Genomic DNA, 17332 nt, shown 5'->3' with positions numbered 1-17332 from the left:
ATGCCGGCATTGGTGAATGGAGAATGGGTCAAGGGCGACGTTGCCGCCAGCGAAATGAAGGATGGCGCGTTCCATCGCGAGGCGACCCATTTCCATAGCTGGATTACGCCGGATGGCGCGCCGGGTCCGTCCGGCCAACCCGGTCTGCCTGCCGAACCCGGACGCTATCAGCTTTTTGTCTCTTACCTCTGCCCCTGGGCGTCGCGCACACTGATCTTCCGCAGTTTGAAGGGCTTGCGCGAAATCATCCGCATGTCCGTCGCGGAGCCGGCAATTGGCGAAAATGGCTGGACCTTCGCGGACCCGCAGGACGCAGGGCCGAAGGCGCCGCCCATTCGCGATCTGCACCAGCTCTATACGGCGAGCGAGCCCAACTATACCGGCAAGGTTTCCGTTCCGGTGCTTTGGGACCGCAAGGAAGCGCGGATCGTGAATAACGAGTCAGCCGACATTATCCGCATCCTCAATACGGCATTCAACGAACTTACCGGCGACCACCAGGATTTCTATCCCGAACCTCTCCGCGCGGAAATCGACCGCTGGAACGGGCTCGTCTATGACAATGTCAATAATGGCGTCTATCGCGCCGGCTTTGCCAAATCGCAGTCGGCTTATGAAGATGCCGCCAGAAGCGTGTTCAAGGCCCTCGACAAGATCGAGGCGCATCTTGCCGATCATCGCTATCTCGCCGGGCAATATCTCACTGAAGCGGATTGGCGCCTGTTTGTAACGCTTGTGCGGTTTGACGCTGCCTATCATGGCATCTTCAAGTGCAACATCCGCCGGATTGCCGATTACCACAACCTTTCCAACTATATGCGCGAACTTTACCAATGGCAGGACGTGCGCACGACTGTGAAGATCGACCACATCAAGGCCGGCTACTATTCGATTGCCCACATCAACCCGACACTCATTGTTCCGCTTGGACCGGACCAGAACTTCGATGCGCCGCACGACCGCGAGCACCTTTTGGGCAAGGGCATTTTCAAAGGATCGTAAGCCAGACCGCTTGCCATTTCCACCCATATGTGAAAATATTATTCACAAGAGAAGATGTGGGAGGCAGTTATGGAACGCAGCTTGAGCAATCCGCACGTGGAAAGCGTGCGGCAATGACCGGCCTTACGTCGACAGTCGGTGTTTCCTCGACGCATCCAAGAAACATGCCGGAGGCCCATGCAGCGCTGCCCGTATGGAACGCGGAAAACTGGTATTATGAGGATTGGCCTGTTGGTCAGAAGATACGATCGCTGCGGAGGACAATATCCGAAAGCGACAGCCACCTCTTCAACGTCCTCGTCACCGACATCCATCCCTATGTCCAGGACCAGATGTTCGCGGAAAGCGAGGGCATGTTCGGCAAGCGTCTGGTCGCAGGTGCCTTCGTCTTTTCCGCTGGCCTCGGTCTGGTAGCCACCAATTGCGTCAACGCTTTTTCTTACGGCTATGACAAGCTGCGGTTTATCAAGCCCGTCTTCCTGAACGACACGATCTATACGATCCGCACCAACCTCGACAAACGGCCGCGCTACAAGGACCTTGGCCTTATCCGCGCCAGCTATGAAGTCTTCAAGAATGAGGGCGAGCTCGTCCTCTACTGCGAACACCTGCAAACGGTGAAATACAAGAATCCTGCTGATTTTGTTGGAAAGACCGAAAAATAATGACTGCGAACGAATTGCCCCTGACAGGCCTGCTTGTCGTCGATATGAGCCAGTTTCTGTCGGGACCCTATGCCTCCCTGCGCCTGATGGATCTTGGCGCGCGTGTCATCAAGATCGAGCGGCCCGATGGGGGCGACCTTTCACGGCGCCTTTATCTCAGCGACACCGAAATCGGCGGGGATTCGACGATTTTCCATGCAATCAACCGCGCCAAGGAAAGCCTCGCGATCGATTTGAAGAACGAGGCTGACCTTAAGGCGCTGAAGGCGTTGCTCGCGCGTGCCGATGTGCTCATCCAGAACTTCAGGCCCGGCGTCATCCAGCGGCTGGGCCTTGATTATGAGGCAGTAAAGGCGATCAACCCACGTCTGGTCTATGCCAGCATCAGCGGTTACGGCGAGGAGGGACCGTGGGTCTCGCGTCCGGGTCAGGACCTATTGGCCCAGTCGCGTTCCGGCCTGATGTGGCTCAACGGCGATGAAAGCCAGGGGCCTGTGCCCTTCGGCCTCGCCGTCGGCGACATGCTTGCGGGGGCGGCGATCGTGCAGGGCATACTCGCGGCCCTCGTGCGGCGGGGGATCAGCGGCCAAGGCGCCCATATCGAGACGAGCCTGATGGAATCATTGATCGATTTCCAGTTCGAGGTGCTGACGACACACCTCAATGATGGGCGGCGATTGCCGAAACGCTCCGATTTCCGCAGCGCGCACGCCTATCTCTCGGCACCCTATGGCGTCTATCAGACAAAAGACAGCTATCTCGCGCTCGCCATGACACCTTTGCCCAAGCTCGCGGATCTCCTTGGTCTCGATGCGCTTGCTCCCTACCGCGATCAACCTGCAACCTGGTTTACGGCACGTGATGCGATCAAATGCATTATCGCGGAGAAGCTGGCGAGCGAGCCAACCGACTACTGGCTCGCCATCCTCGAACCTGCGGATATATGGTGCGCCAAGGTGCTGAACTGGGAAGAACTCCTGCAAAGCGAAGGGTTCAAGGTGCTCGACATGCTGCAAACGGTCGAGCGCGACGACAATGTGTCGATCGAGACAACGAGATCGCCGATCCGCGTCAATGGCAAGCGCGCCAAGTTCGATCGGGCTGCGCCACGGATCGGTGAGCATAGCGACCGCATTCGCAAGGAATTCGGGCTGTGAGCGACATTGTTCTCAAGGGGATGACGTGGAGCCATCCGCGCGGCTATGACCCGATGGTGGCTTGCTCGCAGCTCTGGAAGGAGAAGTCCGGCGTAACCGTCGAGTGGGAAAAACGCTCGCTGCAGGATTTCGAATCCTTTCCCGTGGATGAGCTTGCCCGCGCCTACGATCTGATCGTGATCGACCATCCGCATGTCGGGCAGATCACCGCGGAGAACTGCCTCCACCCGCTGGATGTTTCGGGCCGTCAGGCTGAGCGGGACGCGCTCATTGCCGGCAGCGTCGGACAATCCTACCAGAGCTATTGCTGGCAGGATCGCCAATGGGCGTTCCCGATCGATACGGCGAGCCAGGTTCTGGCGTGGCGCCCGGACCTGCTCGAGCGGCCGCCAACGACATGGGCAGAGGTGATGCGGCTCGCCCGCGAAGGCAAGGTGCTGCTGCCGCTGCGACCGCCGCATACGCTGATGACGTACTATACGTTCTGCGCCAATCTGGGTTCACCTTGCGCGACCACATTCGGTGACCTCGTAGCACCAGAGGCGGGTGCCAGGACATTCGAGATGATGCGCGAGATTTCAGCGCTGATCGATCCCGCCTGCTTCGATATGGATCCGATCGCGGTACTCGAACGGATGGCGCTACTGGAGGCGGACATTGCATGTTCGCCATTGATTTACGGCTATGTCAGTTATGCGATCGAAGGTTTCAGGCCCTCGCTGATTGCTTTCGCCGACATCGCAGATGCGGGTGGAAATGGTCCTATTGGATCAGCGCTTGGCGGTACCGGCATTGCTGTTTCCGCATTTTCTGCGCATCGCGATGCCGCGAGCGACTTTGCCTATTGGATCGCAAGCGGCGACGTTCAGCGCGGTCCCTATGCCGCGGCCGGCGGGCAACCGGGCCACGCCGCGGCCTGGGAGGATGCTGCGGTAAATGCCGCAACGACCGATTTTTATGCCGCAACCCGAAAGACGCTCGAGACCGCCTGGGTCAGGCCCCGGCACAATGGCTACATGGCTTTTCAGCAGAAGGCGTCCGACCGGATCAATGCGGGGCTCATGAATGGACATGAGGCGGCAGCCTTCGTGGCGGATCTGAACCGACTGTTCCGGGAGAGCTTCTCGGCTTAAGGGGCTACATGTTCCGGCGCATTTGGCCGGCGCGCCCGTATGCGCCAGGGCAGATGCCGATGCCGCGCTGGCAATCGACCGGGCTTGACTGGGCCACATCCGGCGGCCGCGGCGACCAGGACGCATAGGTTCCACCGCCGCAGGCGCTCAAGACGAGACTGCTGAGCAAAGTGGCAAGGGTCATGAATTTCATTCTCGGCCTCGGCTGCAAGATTCCTCGCAGCCTGATAGCCGGAAACTGCGTTGAAAGTCAAAGTTGCAATTAGTAGCGCCCTCTACCCAAGGTGGGCTTGAAGGCATTATGCGACGCGCTGCTCGGTGCCATCCTTGGTCCCGCTGACCGTTGGATGCGAGTTCACCGCAATCACAACCGCCAGCGCGGCAAGCGAATTGATATCGCGATTGCCGCGGTTGAAAGCCGTCATTACGGTTTCGGCAATGACCTTCGCCTCTTCATCCGAACTGGACTTGACCACGAGCGTCGCAGCGGCCTTGTCGTAGGCTGCTTGCATGATGTCCCAGTCATCTTGAGAGTACATTGGATTCAGAGGGTTATCGAAAGCCATGGAGGTGTTCCTCTTCATTATTATTGCTCCAGCGACGGCGAGAATCGTAATCGCTGGATTGTGGCATGGCAAATCGAAACGGATTTTCAGGTCATTTAAAGGGCTTACCGCAGAGCAGCAATGAAATGCGCGCTGCGAAATGTGGCAGACGCGCTCATTCAATCGAATTGATTACAAGGGGAACCGACGCTAAAGCGTCGGCTCGGCTTCGCTGCGCTCACGGATGGCACGCGACAGGCGCGACCAGCGCGGGCTGAACCATGGGGTCAGCAACGACACTTTATCGAAGCGCTGGCGGTTGAAGGAAGGGTCGTGCTCCTCGAACGTCCAGACCTTGAAATTGGTCAACTCATGCGGTCCGAACGTATGGATCAACGGAATATCGGCGGCGTCGCGGCCGCGCGCGACCACGATGCGCCCGATGCGACGCTGGTTGTGACGGGCGTCGAACGTGTGCCACCTGTCGCCGAGGAAAACCTCGATCCAGGCGTTGAAATCCATTGGCGCCGGGTCGGCCGGCACGCCGATATCGCCCATATAGCCGTTCACGTATCGTGCCGGAATATTCATGCAGCGGCAAAGCGCAACGGCAAGATGGGCGAAGTCACGGCAAACGCCAACCCGTTCCTCATGTGCCTGGGCCGCGGTGCGTGTCGAGCGGGCAAAGCCATAGCTGAAGGTGAGCCGCTGGTTGACGTAGTCGCAGATCGACTGAACGCGGGTCCAGCCCGGCTTTATATGGCCGAAAAGGTTCCACGCAAGCTGGCTCAGTTCGTCCGTCTCACAATAGCGGCTAGCGGAAAGGTAGGCGAGGCATTCGGTCGGAAGCTTGTCGACCGTGATCTCGGCAGCATCTTCATGAACCGGATCCGGGAGGCCGTCGTCCTTGACCACGGCATCATAAGTCAAGGTGAGATTTCCAGCCGGAGCGAGAAGGCGGATAGCGGTATTGCCAAACAGATCCTTGAATTTTTCAAGCTTCAGATCCGGGCTGGCCACCGGTCCATTCTCGCACTTGATGTCGGCAGTCCGCGCCGATTCGAGATTGAGATAGGTGGTCATTGGAGTGGGCTGGTTGCACCTAATGGCAATCTCATAACCGACACGTATCAACATTGGCATATCCTTTAATGTTTGGAGGACAACGCCGCTTTTCCGTTAGAGTTCCGCGTCCAATCATTAAAATACGATGGCAAGCTGAAGAGCGAATGCGGCTCGGATTCCGGTCCCGCCGGTCATATTCAGCATTTATTGACCATAGACCCATAGGATTTGAAACAAAAGCCTTCCGACCCCTTTATAGGGTCATGGATGTCGAAGCATGGAGTGAAAATGATGGCGCCAGCTTCAGAGCCGATTGGAAGTATTATGACTGGAAAACGAGTGGCTAAGCCTCATCCTACGGCAAGCGTCGTCCGCGACCAGCTTCAGCGCCCGGAATTCCAGCACGCTATCCGCACCACCAGCGCCGCCAGGGTCGAAAAGAAGATGCCCAAGCAATTCCTGGACTTGCTGGAACAACTCGACATCGCCGAAACCCGCAACAAGAAACGCAGCTGATCGCTTACCCCTGACGATAGACCAGGTTGCCGTGCATGTCCGGATGGGCGATGCGCCCCGATTTCGTGTAATTGATAAAGCTGCCAAACCCCAATGCGAAGACAAGGAAAATGGCAAATACGATGCCAAGACGTTGAACAAGCATGACAAAATTTCCCCAGTGACCTCTTGAAAATAGACAAGGGCATCTGAACGCTGGCTGAACCATCCATTCACCTGGCGGTTCAAATGATTGCCGAATTCTTCCCCCGTTGCGCGCACCGCACGTGACGCTGAAACGCCGCTGATCTATGCTTCGCGCAAAATTGTATGATCCATCGCTTTTGAAGCACACAGGCAAGGGAGGTTCCGGCATGAGCAAGCCATTCGACGCCATCGTCATCGGGGCAGGACAAGCTGGCCCATCGCTTGTCGGCCAGCTCACCGGAGCCGGCATGAAAGTGCTGATGGTCGAACGCAAGCTGTTTGGCGGCACCTGCGTCAACACCGGGTGCATGCCGACCAAAACCCTCGTGGCCAGCGCTTACGCTGCCCACCTTGCCCGACGCGCCTCCGACTTTGGCATATTGGTCGGCGCCGAAGTTGGTATCGATATGAAGCGGGTGAAGCAGCGAGCCGACACGGTCTCCTACAACGCGCGCACCGGCGTCGAAAAATGGTTGCGCGGCATGGAAAACTGTACGGTGATCGAGGGCCACGCGCGCTTCACTGCTCCACACGAAATCGCAATCGGCAGCGAGACGTATACGGCGCCCCGCATCTTCCTCAATGTGGGCGGGCGGGCGAACATTCCCGACATGCCGGGGATCAACGATATCGAGTACCTTACCAACACCTCGATCCTTCAACTGGATGAGGTGCCCGAACATCTGGTCGTCGTTGGCGGCAGCTATATCGGCCTCGAATTTGCGCAAATGTACCGCCGATTTGGCGCCGAGGTGACGGTGGTCGAAAAGGGACCGCGCCTTGTCAGCCGCGAGGACGAGGACATCTCCGACGCCATCAAGGATATTCTCGAGGCCGAAGGCATCGCCATGCGGCTCAATGCGGAGTGCATATCGTTCAAGCCGCATCCGAACGGCGTCGAGGTCGGCGTGGATTGCACAAATGGCGCGCCGAGCGTCGTTGGGTCGCACGTGCTGATGGCAATCGGCCGCCGTCCCAACACGGATGACCTTGCCCTCGACAAGGCGGGCGTCGCCTTGGACGAGCGCGGCTTTATCAAGGTCGATGATCATCTTGCGACAAACGTCGATGGCATCTGGGCGCTCGGCGATTGCAACGGACGCGGAGCGTTTACCCACACGGCCTATAATGACTATGAAATCGTCGCGGCCAATCTTTTGGACGGTGAGAACCGGAAGGTCAGCGAGCGTATTCCAGGTTATGCACTTTATATCGATCCGCCGCTTGGCCGCGTCGGCGTGACCGAGAGCCAGGCCCGCGCGTCTGGCCGACCCATCCTCGTATCAAAGCGTCCGATGACGCGTGTTGGGCGCGCTGTAGAAAGGGATGAAACGCTGGGCTTCATGAAAGTGATAGCGGACGCCGAAACGCAAAAGATTCTTGGCGCGGCGATTCTCGGCACCAGCGGCGACGAAGCGATACACGGTATACTCGACACGATGAATGCCGATGTCGGCTATCCGCAGCTGAAATGGTCGGTGCCGATCCATCCAACAGTGTCGGAGCTCATTCCGACACTGCTTGGCGACCTGAAGCCTGCTTGATAGGGCATCTGCAGCTTCGGCAAGGTCATTCCATGACGGCGCTGTGGTCCGGCGGGGCCGCATCCGAACCGGGCTTGCGCAGCAGCATTACCAGCGGAATGGAGATGATCGACATGATCATCAACAGCTTGAAATCATCGATATAGGCGATGATCGTCGCCTGCTCGGTGATCATGCCGTCAAGCGCGGCGCGGCCGGCGGCTTTCATCGGGTCGAGATGCTGCATCACGGCCGGTGCATTGAAGGCATGATTGAACGGCGTCACATAGGCGGCGATGGAGGCGTGGTTGATCTGGACGTTCTCCGTCAACAGCGCCGAGACAATGGCGATGCCGACGCTCGATCCGATATTTCGCGATAGGTTATAGAGACCCGTGCCCTCGCCGCGCATATGGGCGGGCAGGGTGGCAAAGGCGATCGTCGTCAAGGGCACGAAAAGGAAGCCAAGCCCGGCACCCTGGATGAAGCCGACCGAAATGATCGTCCATTGTGAAATGTCGGGTGTCCAGCCGGTCATGTCGTACATTGCCCAGGCGGTGAGCGAAAAGCCGAAGATCAGCAACGCACGCGTGTCGATCTTGCCGATGAGGCGCCCGACGATGAACATCGAAATCATAGTGCCGACGCCGCGCGGGCCCATGACGATACCGGCGGTAATGACGGGATAACCCATCAGCGTCTGCAGATAGGGCGTCATCAGGGCGAGCGAAGCGAGGTAGGTGACGCCGATGACGAAGATGAAGAACATGCTGACGGAGAAGTTCCGGTCGAGGAAAAGGCGCGGATTGACGAAGGAATTCTTCGCCGTGAACGTATGCACGAGCAAAAGATAAAAGGCGCCGGCGCTGATCAGCGCCTCAACCTGGATTTCACCGGAGGAGAACCAGTTCAGCTGCTCGCCGCGGTCGAGGAAAAGCTGCAGCGTGGCAATCGCAAGGCTGAGCATGCCGAAGCCGAACCAGTCGAGCTTGGCGCCGATGTCGCGCTTGGTCTCGGAGACGAAGGCGACAATACCGAAGAAGGCGAGCATACCGATGGGCACGTTGATATAGAACACCCAGCGCCAGCTGATATTGTCGGTGAGCCAGCCGCCGATGACGGGGCCAAGCACTGGACCGACCATGACCGAGACGCCGAAGAGTGCCATCGCCTTGCCGCGCTCGTGCACTTCGTAAATGTCGAGGAGAATGCCTTGGGAGAGCGGCACCAGCGCCGCGCCAAACAGGCCCTGCATCAGGCGGAAGACCACAATCTGCGGCAGCGTCTGAGCGAGCCCGCACAGGACCGACGCAACGACGAAGCCGACAATCGCCGTCAGGAGCACATTCTTGCGGCCGAAGCGTGCCGCGAGGAACCCTGAGGGCGGCGTCATGATGGCGGCGGCGACGATATAGGACGTCAAAACCCAATTGATCTGGTCGGCGCTCGCCGAGACGCTGCCCTGGATATAGGGCAGCGCAACGTTGGCGATCGTCGTATCCAGCGCCTGCATGATGACGGCGAGGATAACGCAGGCCGTGATTGCCCCGCGGTTCGCCACCACGGGGGCCGGACCTGAAAGCGCGACAGTGTTAGCCATGGCTCTTGCTACCAAAGCCCCCAAAGAGATCTGAGATGAATTTAGGCATGCCGCGGGCGTGGCCGGTTTCGACGTCAGCGGTGACGCTCATGCCGACGCGCAGCGGCGGCTTGCCGGAAAGATCGTCGATACTGACGAGCATGGGAATGCGCTGGACGACCTTCACCCAGTTGCCCGAAGTATTCTGGGCAGGCAGAAGCGAGAAGCTCGAACCCGATGCCGGGCTGATGCTGGCAACCTTGCCCTTCCACTCTACGCCCGGATAGGTGTCGACACTGATCGTCACCGGCTGCCCCTCGCGAACATAGGTGAGTTCGGTTTCCTTCGGGCTGGCCGCAACCCACATATGCGTGGTCGAGACCAGGCTGAACCCGGCCTGCGATGCCTGCAGATAGGCGCCGACCTGCAGCGCGGAAACATTGGTGACTATACCGTCAAACGGCGCGCGGACGATGGTGCGGTCGAGGTTGCGCTGGGCATTGTCCACAGCCGACTGAGCCTGAAGATAGGACGGATTCTGTTCGACTGGTTGGTTCGGGTCATTGCCGAGTTGTGCCAGCGTAGCAGCAGCTTCCGCCTTGGCGACGTCCACTTTCTGCTGGGCGGCGTCGAGGTCGTGCTTGGCCTGGTCGTAGGCAGCTTTGGAGACCGCCGCCGTTGCGGTCAAATCCTGCTGCCGCTGCAGCGTCTTGTTGTAGAAGGGGATGTCGGCTTCCGCCTGAGTGATTTCGGCGAGCGATTGCTTGTAGCTCGCCTCGAGGTTCAGGATCTGGTTGCGGACGACACCAAGCTGAGCCTTCGCGCCCGCAAGGGCGATTTCATAGGCGCTTGGATCGAGCCGGAAGAGCACGTCGCCCTGTTTGACCACCTGATTGTCGTGGACCTCGATCGACTGCACCATCCCGGAAACATCGGTGGAGACGCCGACCATATCGGCCTGCACATAGGCATTGTCCGTGGACATGACCTGGCCGCCGGTAACGTAGAAGTAGCCGCCGACGATCAATGCGAGCGGCAGCACCGCGAACAGGAGCGGCCGCTTCAGGCTGCGGCGCGGCCGGGCCGGTGCTGGCGGCGCTTCCTTGGTCACCGGGATTGCTGGCGTCTCGATTGTCGTGTCGCGCTTTTCAAGGACAGTCTCGCTGCGCTGTGAAGGAGCAGGGGCCTGATCCGAATTGGCGGGAATGCGCATGGAAGGTGAACCATCAGCCATGATTTTTCTCTCTGTCATCGACCGGCGTCTGGCATGCGTCGATCAAGTTCGTCTTCATAAGGGTAAGGGTGCGGATGAGGTGATCGCGGTCTTCCACCGAAACGCCGGCGAGTGCCTCGCCGCGCGTGGCTTCACCAATCACGCGCATGTCGGCGAGAAGCGGGCGGGTCTCGTCGCGCAGGAAGAGCAGCCATATGCGCCGATCCGTCGGATGCCGGCGGCGCTCGACCAGGCCGCGCTCTTCCAGCTTGTCAAGAATGCGGACAAGCGTGATCGGTTCGATTTCGAGTATCTCGGCAAGGCCTGCCTGGTGGATACCTTCATTATTGGCAAGGTATGCCAGCGTCTGCCACTGCGACCGCGTCAATCCGAGATGCTTCGCACGCTGTTCGAAGCGCTTGCGTAGCAGGCGCGCGACGTCGTGCAGCAGGAAGCCAAGGGTCTTTGTGTTGTTCATGGGTGTGAAAGCATTTCATAAGGGTGCTTATTACATTGGTGCATATAACAATGATGCTAGGCAATAAAAAGATGACAGCTTGCCTCAGCCTGCAAAAATTTGGGCTTTGCCCTCAATTTGTTGTGAAAGCCAGCCGGGGACTCGGGTGGACGGTCAGTCCTGGTGGAGTTCCAGCAGCCATGTCTGCCCGATAAGGTCGTGGCCGAACGAATGGTGCTTCTCCTCATTGATCAACCGGAAGCCGGCAGCTTCATAGATGCGGCGTGCTGAAACCAGTACGTCGTTGGTCCAGAGCTTGAGTTGGCGGTATCCCTTTGCCCGCGCCTCCTCAGTGCATTTCGCTACGAGTTCGCGGCCAATGCCCAAGCCACGTGCGGAAGGTTCGACATACAGCAGCCGCAGCTTGGCAACGCCTTCTTCATCGCCTTTGACGAGGAAGATCGACCCGGCGATCGCGCCATTATGTTCGGCCACCCACGCAGCCTCCCGCTCCGGATCGAAATGCGCGACGAACTTGCCGAGGATGTCGCAGACAAGCCCCTCATAGGTCCAGTCCCAGCCATACTCGGCATGATAAAGCGCCATCTGCCGGTGGATGATCCAGCCGATATCGCCCGGCCGCAGGCTACGGTATGTAACGGCATTTCGCTCAGCCTCGCTCCGATCGAGAAGCGCATGAATATGGCGCATCGCGGCGACGAGCTGCGTGCGCGCGTCCGCAGCGAGTGGCGCCAGCAGCCCTTCGATCTGTTGTTGCGAGCCGAGGTCCAGCGCGGCGAACGCTTTCTTTCCTGCCGGAGTCAAAGCGATCAAGCGGTGCTTGCCGTGTGCGGGACTGACGCGCACACCAATGAGCTTGCGCTTGGCAAATCGGGCGACGATCCGGCTGAGGTGCGCCTTGTCCATACCCAGGCTGCGACCGAGCTCTGCCGCGGTCTGCTCGCCATTATTGGCGAGTTCGTAAAGCACGCGCGCCTCGGCGAGCGTATAATCGCTGGCCAGCAGGTGCTTGTCGAGAAGGCCGATCTCCTTGGTGAAAAATCGGTTGAACTGTCGGAATTCTTCGATGGCATTCATGGTTGGACCTCAATGTTGTCGGTGACAACATATAATGGGTCGTCGGCTTTAGGCAAGTGAGTTGCAACCGGAGGTATGCGGCATTGTCGTTCAACCGGTGATATGTTTAGTTTCGGTCCAAAAGGCGTGAAAGTGGCAAGCGTGGAAACAATCACCGATAAACCTTGGACCAGTGAGCAGAAGCCGCCGGTCGAGACCGAATTGAAGCTGCTTGTGGCAGTCGAACGATTCGCTGCCTTCCGCGAAAGTGCCTTGCAGCGCCTTTCCGCGCGGAACAAGGGGATCATCCGCCGGCTCGAAGCGATCTACTTCGACACGCCAGATCATGCATTGTTCGACGCGGGACTGACGCTACGCGTCAGGCGCACCGGCCGGAGCTTTACCCAGACGGTCAAGCGCACGGCTTCCAACGGAGCCCTGTCGCGCCACGAATGGGAATCGCCAGTCCATGCGATGGCCCCCGATCTGGGTTCATTGCCGCTTCTGGAAATCGGCGCCCCGTTCGATAAGCTCGATCCGCAATCGCTCTTTCCTGCATTCGCCACCAATGTGCGGCGGCACGCGCTCATGGTCGATGTTCCGGGCGCCCAGATCGAGGTCGCCTTCGATGACGGGAAAGTCGAGGCAGGCGCCTGGCAGCAGCCGATCTCGGAAGTGGAACTTGAGTTGAAGCAGGGGCGCCCGGCGGCGCTTTATGAACTTGGCCTCAGCCTCATGGAAACCGAGCCGCTCCGGCTCGGCGTCCAGACGAAATCGGATCGCGGCTATGCACTCGCCTGCATCAAGACGCCCAAGGCATTCAAGGCAACGCAGTCCGGAATTGGCCGCGACGATATTGTTGACGATGCCATCGCCGCTCTCCTGGGCAATTGCCATCAGCAGATACTCGCCAATCTCGTTCCCGCCGAGCTCTCCGAAGTGCCGGATGGCGTCCATCAGTTGCGGGTGGGACTGCGCCGGCTGCGCACATTGCTTTGGCTGCTGCGCCACGAAATCGGTGCCCCGGCGCTGGCTGCACTCGAAGCCGAAGCCAAGCAGCTTGCCAGCAATCTTGGACCTGCCCGCAACTGGGAGGTGTTCATCTCATCGACCGTCGCCAACCTCGAGATGGCCGAACTCGAAGATATCGACTTTTCCGGCCTGAGGATGGCTGCGTACCCATTCAGGGACGAGGCCTATGTGAAGGTGCGTGAAGTGCTCGCCTCGCCGGTCGTCAATCGCTTCCTGCTTTCACTCGGTCTCGTGATCGAGCAGCGCAACTGGCGCAATAACATCAGCGCCGGCACGCTTGGCGTTCTGTCGGAGCCGGTGGGCAAGCTCGGTGCGCGCGTCCTTGGCCGCATCGAGCGCAAGGCGCTCAAGCTTGGCCGTCATTTCCGCCATTTGGCGCCCGAGCAAAGACACAAAGTGCGAATCACGCTGAAAAAGCTGCGCTATGCGCTGGAGTTCTTCCTGCCGCTCTATGCGGGTCATGGAGCGACGGGCAAGTATCTGAAGCGCCTCTCGCATTTGCAGGATTCCCTTGGCGCCGAAAACGATATCGCGACGTCACGCGAACTGTTGCACCAACTCACCGAGGCAACGACCGATCCCGGCGTTCACCGCGCGATTGGTGCCGTGGCAGGCTGGCAGCGCTGCTATCAAATCGGCAAGGCAGATCAATTGCTGAGCGATTGGAAAAACTTCGAGCGCCAGCCGCTATTTTCGGATTAGGTCTCATTGGGATGGACCGCTATTGCCGGCAGCAAAGCCGGTCCAGGTGGAATCGATATTCAGCCATGTGTTGGCCGGCTGCAGCGACTTGAAACCGACGCTGCGCGGCAGGGGTGCGGACCCGCGATCAAAGCTGTTGCGATAGAGAATGGTATTGTATTTGCGCGAACTGCGCGGCGGCGCTTCCTTAAAATTTCCATTATAGGTCCACATCAGGCGGAAGCCATCGATGAACCCGAAGGGAAGGTTGGTGAACCTGTTCTTCTCGAACACCGTGCCATTATAGTCGGCGCCCTCGTAGCTCCAGCTTTCGTATTCGACGCCGATATGGGCAAGTCGATCAAATGTGTTGTTGCGGTAGATATTGCCGAGACCGCCCCAGACCCCGGCTGTTCCTGCATCCGTGAATGTCGTTCCGACATATAGCCCACTATTGCTGTCGGAGATGGTGTTGTTCGAATATTGCAGGAAGTAGGGGCTGAGGCCCGACGTTGACGTCAATGCGACGGTCATCATGGCGTGGCGCATTTGCGAAATCCGATTGCTGTCCACCACTGCATCGTAAACATTGCCGTAGAGCAGGACCGCCGTCGAATCCGAGTCGTGCTCGGCATAGCTCGCGCGGCCTTCGAAGCTGTTCTTGTAGATGGCGATCTGCGATGCGGTGGCGGCGAATGCAAACCGGCTCGACCGGTCGGGAACGACGTTCCAGGGTCGGTCCAACATCGCCGTGTTGGCTTTCACGTTAACGATATGGCGACGTTGCCCTGCGCCAGCGCCGCCGACGATCACCAGATCGCGGCCGCTCCGCTCATCGGGTGCAGCCAACCCTGCGAGCGTCACGCTGGTCGGCGTCGCTCCGATTAAGCCATCCTTGAGCTCACTGCCGACCATTTCGAAGCAGATCTGTTCGCCCTTGTTGCAATCGACGGTGTCGCAGTCGTGCGGCGCGGCATTGTGGGAGCGATTGCCCTCCCAATACATGTTACGGAGGTTGCCGAAATGCCCCTGCGCGACGAAGAAACGGCCGATGCCGTGGCCGTCGTCGCGGGTCTCATCGGCATTGGCAAGATCGTTGCCGATCATCGAAAAGTCGCGGCCGCCCCAAAGTGCAACAACCGATTCGCCATAGCCGGTCATGCGGAACCGGTTATTGGTCATGAACAGCTGGTTGCTGCTGCCATAGAATGATCCATTCTCGATGAGCTCGGAACCATCGATGTAGATGCCGGACGAACGGTCCGTTTCCAGCGCCGGAATGTTCCATGCAATGAGCCGCACCGATTGCAGCCGCAAGTTGGAGACGGCGCCGAGGTTTATGAGCGGCTTCGAGCCGGTATTGCCATTGGCGTCGAAGGTCAGCCGTTCGAACTGCACATTGCGCTCCGCCTGGTCGATCATGCTCGCGCCCGTATCGGCATCGAGCCTTATGACGGTCTGGTCCAGGCCGTCGCCAAGCCAACGGACATTGTCTGGCGCGCTCAGCGCGGAAGACACGCGATAGGTCCCGGCCGGAAGATGCACCGTTGCGGGCGCGCTTGCTGCTGCAGCCTCGAGCGCCTCTCTGATAGCGCTGGTATCGTCGCTGGTGCCATTGCCTGTCGCGCCAAACGATTTTACCTCAAGGATGCGCGCTTCCTGCCCCGCCCAGGGCGACTTGCCGAGTACCCGCAGCGGCAGCGGCCCACTCCAGCCGAAGCGGCCGCCATGGCCGTTATGAGCCCAGACTTCGTAGGAGCCAGCCACGAGATCCGGGACCTTGAATTCGACCCGGAAGGGGTTGACGGATATGGGGGCGACAAACAGGCCGGGCGCGTTCGCAGGCTTGATGTAGATAAAGGCCGTCGACGTGCCGTTCATATGCGCAAGGTTGCGTCCGTAGAGCGAAATGGCCGTCCCTGCCGTCGTATTGTTCGGGCCGAGCCACCAGGCTTCGGTACGGTTGACGGCAAAGGGCTTGCCGCGCGCCCCGTCGCGTTCCGGCCAAACGAGATACATCGACCATGCCGGCAGGGAGGCGGGGAGCAGCAGTGTTGCTGCGCTCGCATCGGCGCGTAGCGGCTTGGACGAGGAGAGGTTGCCCTCGATTGCGGTGGGCGCTTGCGCGAAAATTCCATAGCCGGTTTGCTTATCCAACCCGATACCCGTCATCGAGATGATTTCATCGGGTCCGGCAGTGCGCGAGATTTCCGCAATTGCGGGCGCGCCCGCACCGGCGGCAAATGCCGGTGGCGCAAAACGATCGATTTCGGGTGGCAAGGACGGTTCGGGGTTCGGAACGGGAAAACCAAAATCCGCCGGTTCTGCATTTCTGGTGCCGGCCGCGTTCGACGCAGCGTTTCCAGTGGGGGCCGCGGCGGCGCCAATCAGGCCCAACACCAATAGGAAACCCGCAATCAGCGCCATGATCGACCGTGGAAAATGGCGCATGCCGAACTCCGCCCCCTGTTGTTCGTGCATGAAGCCAGAGCACGCGGCGATTTGATAGAAGCCCCTCGATAAATTGAACGTGATTATCGTGTGCAACAGAAGCGCGGCGAGGAGAAACTGGTGCCGCTTGCGTGACTCGAACACGCGACCCCATCATTACGAATGATGTGCTCTACCGACTGAGCTAAAGCGGCAGGGAAGATGCTTCCCGATCCCTGAATTCGGCAGAGACGATCATGCCGAAGGATGACGCGCCTGATACCCGCATTGCGCGCCGAATGCAAGCCTTGAGATCGCTGCTTTTTTGGGGCGTTCGAAGTTCCGGCGCGCGATTCCGCCATGCGATGCATGCAACGAGCCGCACATTGGAATTTTTCTATTTGCCGATAGACAAGTGCGTAGGAGCGATTAATCTCTTCTTCGCGCAGACAGGCCTCGGGAGAAGGCCGGTCTGCTGCCAAGTCAACGGTCTGGGAGGAACCTATGGCGAAGGTTGAACTGGTCGTGAACGGGCGCGCCGTCAAGGGCGAAGCCGAAGACCGAACGCTGCTCGTACATTTCCTGCGTGAAAATCTCGGATTGACCGGCACCCATGTCGGCTGTGACACGTCGCAATGCGGTACCTGTATCGTCCATGTCGATGGCAGGGCGGTCAAATCCTGCACGATGCTGGCGGCGCAGGCGTCGGGCTCTACGGTCACCACCATCGAAGGGCTCGGTCTCAATGGCGAGTTACATCCGTTGCAGGCCGCCTTCCGCGAGCATCATGCGCTGCAATGCGGCTTCTGTACGCCGGGCATGCTCATGAGTTCGGCGGACCTGATCCGGCGGCATCCAGACGGCCTCGACGAAGCCACTGTGCGTCTCGAACTTGAAGGCAATATCTGCCGCTGCACCGGCTATCATAACATCGTCAAGGCCGTGCTCGACGCATCGGAAAAAATGGGGAAGGGCGCCGAAAAGGCTGCCTGATCAGCGGATTCAAGTGTAGCAGCGGCATCGCCCCGGAGCGCTATTATCTCTCCAGCCAGGCCGCCTGCGACAGGGAGA

The 17332-nt window shown here is 59.2% G+C and carries 17 protein-coding genes and 1 tRNA gene; 8 read left to right on the top strand and 10 right to left on the bottom strand.

Translation table 11 applies throughout. The annotated features are described in order from the left end of the window. The 4 genes from HQ945_RS05785 (at position 1) to HQ945_RS05770 (ending at position 3957) form a co-directional block, all read left to right on the top strand. Complete coding sequence (locus tag HQ945_RS05785) at positions 1-1002, top strand: glutathione S-transferase family protein (RefSeq protein ID WP_174207790.1); 1002 nt, start codon at positions 1-3, stop codon at positions 1000-1002. Positions 1003-1115: 113 nt separating this feature from the next. Then, on the top strand, positions 1116-1667 hold the full coding sequence (locus HQ945_RS05780; RefSeq protein WP_174207789.1) for a MaoC family dehydratase: 552 nt from the start codon (positions 1116-1118) through the stop codon (positions 1665-1667). Continuing rightward, on the top strand, positions 1664-2824 hold the full coding sequence (locus HQ945_RS05775; protein ID WP_174207882.1) for a CoA transferase: 1161 nt from the start codon (positions 1664-1666) through the stop codon (positions 2822-2824). The genes HQ945_RS05780 and HQ945_RS05775 overlap by 4 nt, the downstream gene beginning before the upstream one ends. A 20-nt stretch (positions 2825-2844) precedes the next feature. Further along, the gene (locus HQ945_RS05770; protein WP_174207881.1) at positions 2845-3957 is read left to right on the top strand and encodes an extracellular solute-binding protein; all 1113 of its coding nucleotides are present in this window, start codon (positions 2845-2847) and stop codon (positions 3955-3957) included. Between the two features lie 4 nt (positions 3958-3961). Here the strand turns inward: HQ945_RS05770 and HQ945_RS05765 are convergent, their stop codons facing one another. The 3 genes from HQ945_RS05765 to HQ945_RS05755 form a co-directional block, all read right to left on the bottom strand. Continuing rightward, positions 3962-4150, bottom strand: coding sequence for a hypothetical protein (locus HQ945_RS05765; protein WP_027230398.1), 189 nt, complete (start codon positions 4148-4150; stop codon positions 3962-3964). Positions 4151-4256: 106 nt separating this feature from the next. Beyond that, the gene (locus HQ945_RS05760) at positions 4257-4541 is read right to left on the bottom strand and encodes a hypothetical protein (RefSeq protein WP_153666450.1); all 285 of its coding nucleotides are present in this window, start codon (positions 4539-4541) and stop codon (positions 4257-4259) included. A gap of 171 nt (positions 4542-4712) precedes the next feature. Then, on the bottom strand, positions 4713-5639 hold the full coding sequence (locus HQ945_RS05755; protein WP_091921429.1) for a transglutaminase-like domain-containing protein: 927 nt from the start codon (positions 5637-5639) through the stop codon (positions 4713-4715). Positions 5640-5906: 267 nt separating this feature from the next. Here HQ945_RS05755 and HQ945_RS05750 point away from each other — a divergent pair, with 267 nt between their 5' ends. Beyond that, positions 5907-6083 (top strand): hypothetical protein, encoded by a 177-nt coding sequence (locus HQ945_RS05750; protein WP_153666449.1) that lies wholly within the window; start codon positions 5907-5909, stop codon positions 6081-6083. A 4-nt stretch (positions 6084-6087) separates the two neighbouring features. On the opposite strand, the gene HQ945_RS05745 is transcribed toward HQ945_RS05750, so the two are convergent. Further along, complete coding sequence (locus HQ945_RS05745; RefSeq protein WP_153666448.1) at positions 6088-6228, bottom strand: hypothetical protein; 141 nt, start codon at positions 6226-6228, stop codon at positions 6088-6090. Between the two features lie 208 nt (positions 6229-6436). Between HQ945_RS05745 and HQ945_RS05740 the strand changes: the two genes are divergently transcribed. Beyond that, positions 6437-7813 carry an FAD-containing oxidoreductase gene (locus HQ945_RS05740; RefSeq protein ID WP_113279842.1) on the top strand — a complete coding sequence of 459 codons (1377 nt, stop codon included), beginning with the start codon at positions 6437-6439 and terminating at the stop codon, positions 7811-7813. 25 nt (positions 7814-7838) lie between these two features. On the opposite strand, the gene HQ945_RS05735 is transcribed toward HQ945_RS05740, so the two are convergent. The 4 genes from HQ945_RS05735 to HQ945_RS05720 all read right to left on the bottom strand — a co-directional run bounded on the left by HQ945_RS05735 (position 7839) and on the right by HQ945_RS05720 (position 12139). After that, entirely contained in the window at positions 7839-9392 is a 1554-nt protein-coding gene (locus tag HQ945_RS05735; protein ID WP_113279753.1) for a DHA2 family efflux MFS transporter permease subunit, read from the bottom strand. Next, positions 9385-10605 carry an HlyD family secretion protein gene (locus HQ945_RS05730; RefSeq protein WP_113279754.1) on the bottom strand — a complete coding sequence of 407 codons (1221 nt, stop codon included), beginning with the start codon at positions 10603-10605 and terminating at the stop codon, positions 9385-9387. Before HQ945_RS05730 ends, HQ945_RS05735 begins: the two co-directional genes overlap by 8 nt. Continuing rightward, complete coding sequence (locus tag HQ945_RS05725) at positions 10598-11062, bottom strand: MarR family winged helix-turn-helix transcriptional regulator (RefSeq protein WP_027230392.1); 465 nt, start codon at positions 11060-11062, stop codon at positions 10598-10600. The genes HQ945_RS05730 and HQ945_RS05725 overlap by 8 nt, the downstream gene beginning before the upstream one ends. Before the next feature lie 153 nt (positions 11063-11215). After that, a complete protein-coding gene (locus tag HQ945_RS05720) occupies positions 11216-12139 on the bottom strand; it encodes a bifunctional helix-turn-helix transcriptional regulator/GNAT family N-acetyltransferase (protein ID WP_113279755.1) in 924 nt (307 codons plus the stop codon). A 141-nt stretch (positions 12140-12280) separates the two neighbouring features. Between HQ945_RS05720 and HQ945_RS05715 the strand changes: the two genes are divergently transcribed. After that, positions 12281-13852, top strand: a complete 1572-nt coding sequence (locus HQ945_RS05715; RefSeq protein WP_162737103.1) for a CHAD domain-containing protein — start codon at positions 12281-12283, stop codon at positions 13850-13852. A 3-nt stretch (positions 13853-13855) separates the two neighbouring features. On the opposite strand, the gene HQ945_RS05710 is transcribed toward HQ945_RS05715, so the two are convergent. Both HQ945_RS05710 and HQ945_RS05705 read right to left on the bottom strand, forming a co-directional pair. Beyond that, the gene (locus HQ945_RS05710) at positions 13856-16282 is read right to left on the bottom strand and encodes a glycosyl hydrolase family 28-related protein (RefSeq protein ID WP_246272543.1); all 2427 of its coding nucleotides are present in this window, start codon (positions 16280-16282) and stop codon (positions 13856-13858) included. A 118-nt stretch (positions 16283-16400) separates the two neighbouring features. Then, a tRNA-Thr gene (locus HQ945_RS05705) sits at positions 16401-16476 on the bottom strand. Between the two features lie 289 nt (positions 16477-16765). Here HQ945_RS05705 and HQ945_RS05700 point away from each other — a divergent pair. After that, positions 16766-17254, top strand: a complete 489-nt coding sequence (locus HQ945_RS05700; RefSeq protein WP_091919843.1) for a (2Fe-2S)-binding protein — start codon at positions 16766-16768, stop codon at positions 17252-17254. The last annotated feature ends 78 nt before the right edge of the window (positions 17255-17332 follow it).

Origin of the sequence: Phyllobacterium pellucidum (assembly GCF_013327855.1) — a bacterium.
In the GTDB taxonomy this organism is placed as follows: domain Bacteria; phylum Pseudomonadota; class Alphaproteobacteria; order Rhizobiales; family Rhizobiaceae; genus Phyllobacterium; species Phyllobacterium pellucidum.
Note: the sequence above shows the minus strand (reverse complement) of the source record. Positions and strands in the feature narration are given on the sequence as shown.